Source organism: Bradyrhizobium sp. (assembly GCF_049586575.1).
Lineage (GTDB): Bacteria > Pseudomonadota > Alphaproteobacteria > Rhizobiales > Xanthobacteraceae > Bradyrhizobium.
Window position 1 is genome coordinate 1 of record NZ_JBAVCF010000326.1, and the last position, 8,513, is coordinate 8,513.

8 protein-coding genes are annotated in these 8,513 nt (G+C 63.1%); 2 read left to right on the forward strand and 6 right to left on the reverse strand.

Annotated elements, in window-relative coordinates; translation table 11 throughout:
* Nucleotides 1-153: zinc-binding dehydrogenase (locus tag WB528_RS12605; protein ID WP_423888750.1), on the forward strand; the 153-nt coding region annotated here is incomplete at its 5' end.
* A 189-nt stretch (nt 154-342) separates the two neighbouring features.
* On the opposite strand, the gene WB528_RS12610 is transcribed toward WB528_RS12605, so the two are convergent.
* The 6 genes from WB528_RS12610 to WB528_RS12635 all read right to left on the reverse strand — a co-directional run bounded on the left by WB528_RS12610 (nt 343) and on the right by WB528_RS12635 (nt 7,345).
* Nucleotides 343-1,233, reverse strand: a complete 891-nt coding sequence (locus tag WB528_RS12610) for a crotonase/enoyl-CoA hydratase family protein (protein ID WP_423888743.1) — start codon at nt 1,231-1,233, stop codon at nt 343-345.
* Between the two features lie 24 nt (nt 1,234-1,257).
* Entirely contained in the window at nt 1,258-2,676 is a 1,419-nt protein-coding gene (locus tag WB528_RS12615) for an amidase (RefSeq protein WP_423888744.1), read from the reverse strand.
* Nucleotides 2,669-3,841, reverse strand: a complete 1,173-nt coding sequence (locus WB528_RS12620) for a M20 aminoacylase family protein (protein WP_423888745.1) — start codon at nt 3,839-3,841, stop codon at nt 2,669-2,671. Before WB528_RS12620 ends, WB528_RS12615 begins: the two co-directional genes overlap by 8 nt.
* Nucleotides 3,842-3,846: 5 nt before the next feature.
* Nucleotides 3,847-5,382, reverse strand: coding sequence for a M81 family metallopeptidase (locus WB528_RS12625; protein WP_423888746.1), 1,536 nt, complete (start codon nt 5,380-5,382; stop codon nt 3,847-3,849).
* 103 nt (nt 5,383-5,485) lie between these two features.
* Nucleotides 5,486-6,202 carry a DNA-3-methyladenine glycosylase I gene (locus tag WB528_RS12630; protein ID WP_423888747.1) on the reverse strand — a complete coding sequence of 239 codons (717 nt, stop codon included), beginning with the start codon at nt 6,200-6,202 and terminating at the stop codon, nt 5,486-5,488.
* Between the two features lie 12 nt (nt 6,203-6,214).
* Nucleotides 6,215-7,345 (reverse strand): M20/M25/M40 family metallo-hydrolase, encoded by a 1,131-nt coding sequence (locus WB528_RS12635; protein WP_423888748.1) that lies wholly within the window; start codon nt 7,343-7,345, stop codon nt 6,215-6,217.
* A gap of 458 nt (nt 7,346-7,803) precedes the next feature.
* On the opposite strand from WB528_RS12635, the gene WB528_RS12640 reads away from it, so the two are divergent.
* Nucleotides 7,804-8,513, forward strand: a 710-nt coding sequence (locus tag WB528_RS12640) for an alkaline phosphatase family protein (protein WP_423888749.1), incomplete at its 3' end; no start/stop codon positions are given.

The following is an 8,513-nucleotide window of genomic DNA, read 5'->3' on the forward strand; positions in this document are numbered from 1 at the left end:
GGTGAGGAGCGTCTGAAGACTCTGCTCGCGTGGGCGGCCGGAGGACACGTGCGGCCGCATATCTCGCACCGTTTGCCGCTTGAAGATTACGCACAAGCGATGCGGCTTCTGATCGATCGCAAGGCGATCGGAAGGGTCGCGTTGATGATGTAACCCTGTCGTCCCGGGCAAGCCAGCGGGCCGCGCGAATGCGCGCCCGATGACAGGCTCCGCGCGACCCGGAACCCATACCGCGGAATCCATCAATCAGCTTTACTGGCAGGAATGTGCACAATAGTTACGGGCTGTGGTTATGGCCCGGATCGCGCTCGGCTTCCGCCTCGCTGTCCGGGACGACGAGCACTATTCATACTCCCGCTCGTCCCACCACGGAAAAAAGTCCGGCATGTCGGACGACACCTTGTCCTTGAAGTTCGCGGGCCGCTTTTCCAGAAACGACATCACGCCTTCCTTGACGTCGCCGGAGCGGCCGCGGCTGTAGATCCCGCGGCTATCGACCTTGTGCGCCTCCATCGGATCGTCCGTGCCCGACAGGCGCCACATCATTTGCCGGATCAGCGCGACCGACACGGCTGAGGTCTTGGTGGCGATTTCACGCGCAAGCGCTCGCGCTGCCGGGAGCAATTCATCCGGCGGAACGACGCGGCTCACGAGGCCTCCGGCGAGGGCTTCCTGCGCGGGAAAGACGCGGCCGGTAAAGCACCATTCCAGCGCCTGCGAGATGCCGACGATGCGCGGCAGGAACCAGCTCGAGGCCGCCTCAGGCACGATGCCGCGTTGGGAAAACACAAAGCCGAATCTCGCGTTTTCGGAGGCGATGCGGATATCCATGGCGAGCAGCATGGTGGCGCCGATGCCGACCGCCGGTCCGTTGACGGCCGATATCACGGGCTTCAGGCATTTGAAGATGCGCAACGTCACCTGGCCGCCGCCGTCGCGCGCTTGCGGATCGCTGTAATCGACGCGTCCGTCCGGCAGGCGCTTGACAGGTCCGCGCCGTGCGTCGCGGTCGAAGGTGTCGGCGCCCGACGAAAGGTCGGCCCCGGCGCAAAAGGCGCGGCCTGCGCCGGTGACGATGATCGCCCTGACGTCGTCGTCCGCATCGGCCGCGTCGAAGGCCTCGATCAGCTCCCGCATCATCGTGGCATTGAAGGCGTTGAGCTTGTCGGGACGGTTCAGCGTGATGGTGAGGATCTGCTCCGAAACCTCGTAGGTGATCGTCTCAAAGGCCATCGGGTTTCCTTCCTCAGACGAGCGCTACTTCGGCGGTCTCGGCCAGGGCCGTTGCGGCCCGCGCAGGCTCTCGAACGCTTTCGCCATGCCGAGCACACCGAGGTCGTCGAAGCGGCGGCCGATAATCTGCACGCCGATCGGAAAGCCCGTCGCGTCATAGCCGCCGTTGATCGAGATCGCGGGATTCTCCGCCATGTTCCAGGGTACGGTGTAGGCGATATGCTCGAACGGGCGATCGGGATCGTTGAGGGGGGCGGCGAGTTCGGCTGCGAATTTCACCACCGGCGAGACCGGCGAGATCAGGTAGTCAATGTCAGCGAAAAGTTTTGCCGCGGCGGCGCGGATCGCCATGGTGGCGTTGAAGCCTCTGATAACGTCGACGCCCGATAGTTTGGCGCCGGCTTCCGCCCATTTGAGAATGTAGGGAAGCGTCTTGCCGCGCTCGGTGGCGGGGAGCCTGGAAAGATCGTCCCAGAGGCGGGCGCGCCAGAAATTGTCGAGGCCTTCAAGCGTCTCACGCGTCAGAACACCCTTGACCTCGTGGACGCTGGCGCCGGAGCCCTCAAAGGCCTTTGCCGCCTTGGTCGCGACATCGCGGACTTCCTGCTCCAGCGCCTGGCCGACGCCGAGATCGAGCAAAAGACCGATGCGCAATTTGCGCGACGGCTTGTCAAGCGCCTTCCAGTTGATGTCGTTGGACGGCAGGCTCATGCCGTCGCGGCGATCCGGTTTCGCCATCACGCTCATCATCAACGCGGCGTCGTCGACGGTGCGTGTCATCGGACCCGCGACGCGACCGACATAGGGCGGATCGATCGGCACGCGTCCGAGACTCGGTTTGAGCGCGACCAAGCCACACCAGCAGGCCGGCAGACGAACCGAGCCGCCGATATCGGTGCCGAGATGCAGCGGGCCATAACCGGCAGCGCCAGCGGCACCAGCGCCTGCGCTTGAACCGCCGGGGTTCTGGCGCAAGTCCCAGGGATTGCGGGTGAGGGGGTGGAAGCTGGACAGTCCCGACGACAGCATGCCGAAATCCGGCATCGTGGTCTTGGAGAAGATGATCGCGCCGGCTTCGCGCAAGCGAGCGGCCGGCGGCGAGTCCGCGTCCGCCGGCACCAGCTTCATAACGGCAGTGCCAAGCGGCACGGCCACGCCCTTTGTCGCGATGTTGTCCTTGATGGTGACGGGAACGCCGTCGAGCGCGCCGTGCGCTTCGCCCTTTTGCCAGCGTTCGGTCGAGGCTTTGGCGGCGGCGCGCGCGCCTTCCGGATCAAAGGCATAGAGCGCCTTGATGTGAGGCTCCCACACCGCGATATGCGCCAGCACGTCGTCGAGTACTTCGCTCGGCGAAAACTGCCGTGCGCGAAAACCCGCGATCAGATCGGTTGCGCTGAGGTCATGCAGCGCGGATACGGCTTCGGTGGATTCTTCCTCAAGCATGGGCGCCTGCCGGCAGACGGTTCTCGATGATGCGGGCAAATACGCTGGCGCCAATGGGGAGAATCTTGTCGTCGAGCGTGTAACCGGGATTGTGCACCGGCACCGAGCCGTCATGGCCGAGCCAGAAATAGGCGCCGGGGACGGCGTGCAGCATGTCGGCGAAATCCTCGCTGCCCATCTTGGGCTTCGAGCGCGTCAGAACCTTGGCCGGATCGATCACGGTGCGCGCGACGTCAGCCACTACCTTGCAGTGCTCTTCGTGGTTCACGAGCACGCTGAAAATGTCCCTGATATCGGCCGTAATCTCGACCTGGAAGGCCGCAGCCAGTCCGGCGCAAAGGCTGCGCATCCGCTCGCGGATCAGCGCGCGCACCTCGTCGGAGAACGCGCGCACGGTCCCTGCGAGTTTGGCCTCGCCGGGGATGACATTATAGGCGGAGCCGGCGTGAATTTGCGTGATCGACAGCACGGCGGCTTCGTTCGGCGAGACGTTGCGGCTGACGATGGTTTGCAGCGCCTGGCCCAGCGTCATTGCAATCATGACCGGGTCCCTGGAGCGTTCGGGCATCGCGCCATGGGCGCCGTAGCCGTTGATGGTGATGTCGAAGAAATCCGCACCCGCCATCGCCGGTCCCGGCAAGACCGCGAGTTCGCCGTGGTCGAGGTCGGGCGCGTTGTGCAGACCGTATATTTCGTCGCACGGAAATTTCTCGAACAGGCCGTCCTTGATCATGGCGCGTGCGCCGCCGAGGCCTTCCTCGGCCGGCTGGAAGATGAAATGCACGGTGCCGTCGAAGTTAAGGGTTTCGGCGAGATAGCGCGCGGTGCCAAGTAGCATGGCGGTATGGCCGTCGTGGCCGCAGCCGTGAAAGCGGCCGGGAATGGTCGAGCGCCATTTCAGGTTGGTGTTCTCTTCCATCGGCAGCGCGTCCATATCCGCGCGCAGCCCGATGCGCTTTTTACCGGAGCCTTTGCCCTTCAGCACGCCGACGACGCCGGTGCCGCCAAGCCCGCGATGCACCTCGACGCCCCATTGAGCGAGTTTGTCGGCGACAATGCCGGAGGTGCGAACTTCTTCGAAGCCGATTTCGGGGTGGGCATGCAGGTCCCGGCGGATGGCGGTCAGATCGTCGGCAAAACGTTCGATGCGATCAATCGTGGGCATATCTTTTATCCAATGGCGTTGGAATGAAGCTGTGACGAGTAAGGCGCGATAAAGGCGGGCCCCTGCGGCTTAAGTCGAATGCCCGGACGCAATTTGGTCCAGGGCAATGAGGCGGGATCGGCCGGCATGGCGCCGGGAGCGGCGCAGATCAGAAGCTTTTCGGCGATCGGTTCAAAGTCGGCCCGAAAATGCACCGAGCTTTTGTTGACGAGGATCGCCTGTTCGGTCGGTTCGATCCCGACATAGCGGAACATCGCCTGGTCGGCCAGTTGGGCTTTGTGCGAACTGACGACCACGCGGATATCGCCGATCCGCAAACATGCCGATGGCCCCATGTCCATGGCGCGGCCGCCGAAGTAGGGGCCGGGCGCGACGAATTTGCCTTCGGACAATGTCTCGACCACAAACGTCGCCTCGAACGGCGCATCGCCCGCAATGCCCGACTTGCCGCCGAGCGCGAGCGTGACAGTGGCGCCAACGCCTGCTTCATGCGCGGCTTTGGCCGACGCCGGATCGTAGATCGCGCCGATCGCCGCGCGTATGGCCTTGTTGCGGACCAGTGCCCGCAGCAAGCCGGTGGTATCGGAATCACCGCCGGCGCCGGGATTGTCCTGTGTGTCGGCGATGACGACGGGTTTTTGCGCGTTCTTCGACAGCTCCATGGCGAGCAGCACGCCTTCGTCCGGCGCATAGATGCGGCCGTCGAAATCGCTCTCATGGCTTTCGATCAGGGCGGCGAGCTTGTCGACGGCAGCCTGCGCATCCGCTTTTGTTCGTCCATAGGCGAAGACGCTCGGTCCGCAATCGGCGAAATCGGCCGCCGGAAATCCCGGGCAGAACGAAAGCGTCGGCACGGCTTCGCTTTGCAGTGCCGCAAGCTTCTCGTAGATGCCTTTAGCGGGCTGGTCGGTTGTGCATTGCCAGCTAATGGGGATCAGGAACGGCAACTGCCGGAACGCTTTCTCAAGGCGCCGGCCGTCGCGCAGCAACAACGCGAGGTGGCGCGCCGCGGCGCGGCCGGTGTCGGCCATGTCGACATGGGGATAGGTGCGATAGGCAATCAGCGCATCGGCGTGACGCACCATGCCGGGCGTGACGTTGGCGTGCAGATCGAGGCTGACAACGAGCGACAACTCGTTGCCGATCACCGCGCGCACGCGGCGCAAGATCTCGCCTTCGCCGTCGTCGAACTGCGCGCTCACCATGGCGCCGTGCAGGTCGAGATAAACCGAATCGAGCGGGAGAGCGTTCGCGATGCCTTCGACGATCGCACCCGCGATGCGCTCGTAGGCATCCTTGGTCACGTTGGCGCATGGGCTGGCGGCGGCGAAGAGCGTCGGAACCAGCTCCCAGCTATGCGTTTCGGCTTCGCCGATAAAGCCGGCGAGGCCGACATTGATCTTGCGCATCGTCTTGAGCAGGTCGCTGCCTTGCGTCATCGCGGGCCAGCCGCCGCCGTGAACGAAATCGGCGTATGTCGCTTTCGTCGGCGCGAAGGTATTGGTTTCGTGAAGAAAACCGCCGACGGCGATACGATGCATCGTCTCTCTCAAAGCATTGGGCGAAGAGACGCTAGTCTCCCAAGACCAACGGGCGCAAGCGAAGGAGCAATTCCGTTTTGCATGCCGCATCCGCCGTCCGTCATCACTGAGCGAGGCGGTTCTCGCCGATCGACATCGCGCAAATCCGCGACAGATGCACGTAGGGCAGGCCGGTCTCGGCAGCCCAGGCATTGAACTGCGCCTGCGCCTTGGCCAGATCGCCCTTCGACTTTACCTCACTGGCGACGTCGAGCCCGGCATCGCGCAGGCACGCGACCACGTCCGGTGAAGTCACAAAGCCGTCCCAGCCGATGAAACGCAAGAACATCTGGCCGGTGTTGCCGCCGAGGCGGCTGCCGCGTTTGCTGAGCAGGTCGAGAAGACCGATCTGGTCGGAGGAGGGCCATTGCGCAAGAAAACGGCCGAAGCTGCCGTGCTCTTTCGCGATTTCCTGCACGAAGGCGGCATTTTCGCGAACCGAGGCGATCTTGGCGCCGTTGCGCACAATGCGGGTGTCGGACAGCAGCCCATGCCAGAAATCGTCGGGCTGGAAAATCAATCTGGCCGGATTGAAGCCGAGGAAGGCCTTCTCGAATTCTGGCCATTTGTTTTCGATCACGCTCCAGGCAAAGCCCGCGGAAAACACGCGCTGGGTCATTTGGGCCAGAATGCGGTCGTCCGCCATTTTGGCCAGCGCTTTCATGTCGGGCTTTTCGGGCAAAAGCTTTTCGAGCGCCTTGGCACCGCCCTTGCGCTGTTCGGCCCGGGCGCGAATAGGTTTGAAAGGGATCGCGCGGGCCGCGGTTGTGGTCTTTGCCATCGGAGTTGCCCTTTAGGTCAGGGTCGCCAGCAGGCCGGCCATCAGGCGGCCGCGTTCGGCAAGGCTGTTGACCTCAATATGTTCGTTCAGCGTGTGCGCGTCGGCGCCGCGCACGCCCAATCCGTCGAGCGTCGGAATCCCCATCGCACCGGTGAAATTCGCGTCGGAGCCGCCGCCGGCGCTGCCGTGCGGCAGATCGAGCCCTATGGCAGAAGCGACGCTGCGCGCCTTTTCATAGAGCGCCATCGTGCCAGCATCCGGCTCCCACACCGGACGCGTCACGCCGCGCGTCACCTTGAACGTCACATCGTTGGAGGTGCCGGACAGCGCCAGCATCCGTTCCACGCCGCGGTCGAGATCGGCTTGGCGCTTGGCCATGCTGAGGGCTTCGCCGGTGCAGGTGGTTGCGACGCAATTAACCCATTGGCCGCCATGCACGATGCCGACGGAGAAGGTACAGTCGTCCGACGTCATGCCGTCGATGACCAGGGTCTGCCGCGCCATCTCGCGAATGGCCGAACGGCCGGAGGAGAGGGTAGCGCCGGCATGGCTCGGCTTGCCGACGGCTTCCAGGTTGAATCGCGCAATCGCGTAGCGCCCGGTCACGACGCCGTTGTTCGGCCGGCCGGGTTCGGGCACCAGCACATATTTGTTGCGCCTGGCTTCGGCCTCGATGAGGTCGCGCGTCGAGGGTGTGCCGACTTCTTCATCCGGCGTGAACAGCACGGTGACCGGCAACGGTGTGCTGACCGAGGCGCGCGCCAGTTGCCGGATCGCTTCCAGCGCGAGGTAATTGCCGCCTTTCATGTCGAAAATGCCGGGACCGAAGCATTTGTTGCCCTCGCGCCGCCATTTCAGCTTTTCGATCGTGCCGATGGGATGGACCGTGTCGAGGTGGCCGGCGATCAGGATGCCGGGCTCGCCCTGTCCTGGGTGGGGGAATTTCGCCCGCACGCAACCGCCAAATCCTTGCCGTCCGGGGATTCGCTCGATCGACGCTCCCATGATCGCCATGTCGCGCGCGGCGAGATCGAGCATGCGGTTGACTGCGGAGGCATCCCAGGTCGGGCTTTCGCATTCGACCCAGGCGCGCAGGCCTGAAAGCATGGTCTCGGAATCAAAGGGAAGATTGGCGGGATTCATCGGAAAGGCTCCCGATCTCGAAAAAGGGGTATTTCGTCAGGTGGAAAACGAAAAGCGTGGCTTACAAGAAGGTTCGGTGACATCTTTGTAAAGTCACACTTCGGCAAGTGGGGCCAGCTTACGTCTGTGCCGAAGGAAAAGCTCGATCTGTTCGGCGGCGAAACAAGCGCGCCGCGCTAACTGGCAGCGCCTCAAGGATAATTCTCGCGCGTGATAGCTTGCCTTTCGCCTGCAAGGCGACTGCCAACGCGCCGCGGTTGCACGGCAACTTCGCGACCGCGCGGTTGATCGACGCGTTTTCCTCCGTCGGATTTCAATCTGGATGAGCCGCGCTCTCGTTTTGGAAAAGTCTGCGGACAGAGCGGCTTTGAAGTCAAACTTACACATCTCTGTCATTCAGCCTCCGTATCAGTCTCCGCGCTCGGCTCAAAATTATTTTGAGAGGCATGAGGGAAAAGATGAGAAATCGAAAGCTGAAAACCGCTTTGCTATCCTCGGCTGCGCTGATCGCTGCCGCCACCACGCTCACGTCAACTGGTTCGGTCGCTGGCAACAGCCTCGCCGCCGAACTCTCCCCGGTCGTTAACCTGGACGACGTCGCCTCGAATTCGAAGAAGACGTCGGCCGTCAATCCGGACACGCTGCCGACCAAGACGCCGATCAAGCACCTCGTCGTCATCTTCAACGAGAACCGCTCGTTCGATCATTACTTCGGCACCTATCCGAACGCCACGAACGTGGACGGCGAGCCCCGTTTCGAGCCCGCCAAGAACACACCGGCGAATATCAATAATCTTCTGACCAGCCCGGCTCTGCTCGACAACAATCCGAACCTGAATCCGCTCAACGGCGCGGGTGCGTCCAATCCGTTCCGGCTCGACCGCACGCAGGCTGCCACCGCTGACCAGAATCACGCCTATAAGGCAGAAGAGCAGGCGTACGACGGCGGCAAGAACGACCTGTTCCCGCTGGATACGGGTAAGGGTACGTCGGGCGGTGCCGGTGCGTTCGGGAACAGCGGCCAGGTAATGGGCTATTTCGATGGCAACACGGTCACCGCGTTGTGGAATTACGCCCAGAACTACGCGATGAGCGATAATGCCTGGACCGATGACTTTGGTCCATCGACGCCCGGCGCGCTCAATATGTTCGCCGGCACCACCAATGG

What these genes read in the sequence shown, in the direction of transcription:
- WB528_RS12610 (WP_423888743.1), bottom strand. Translation starts at nt 1,233, where the DNA reads ATGGCCTTTGAGACGATCACCTACGAGGTTTCGGAGCAGATCCTCACC.
- WB528_RS12615 (WP_423888744.1), bottom strand. Translation starts at nt 2,676, where the DNA reads ATGCTTGAGGAAGAATCCACCGAAGCCGTATCCGCGCTGCATGACCTC.
- WB528_RS12620 (WP_423888745.1), bottom strand. Translation starts at nt 3,841, where the DNA reads ATGCCCACGATTGATCGCATCGAACGTTTTGCCGACGATCTGACCGCC.
- WB528_RS12625 (WP_423888746.1), bottom strand. Translation starts at nt 5,382, where the DNA reads ATGCATCGTATCGCCGTCGGCGGTTTTCTTCACGAAACCAATACCTTC.
- WB528_RS12630 (WP_423888747.1), bottom strand. Translation starts at nt 6,202, where the DNA reads ATGGCAAAGACCACAACCGCGGCCCGCGCGATCCCTTTCAAACCTATT.
- WB528_RS12635 (WP_423888748.1), bottom strand. Translation starts at nt 7,345, where the DNA reads ATGAATCCCGCCAATCTTCCCTTTGATTCCGAGACCATGCTTTCAGGC.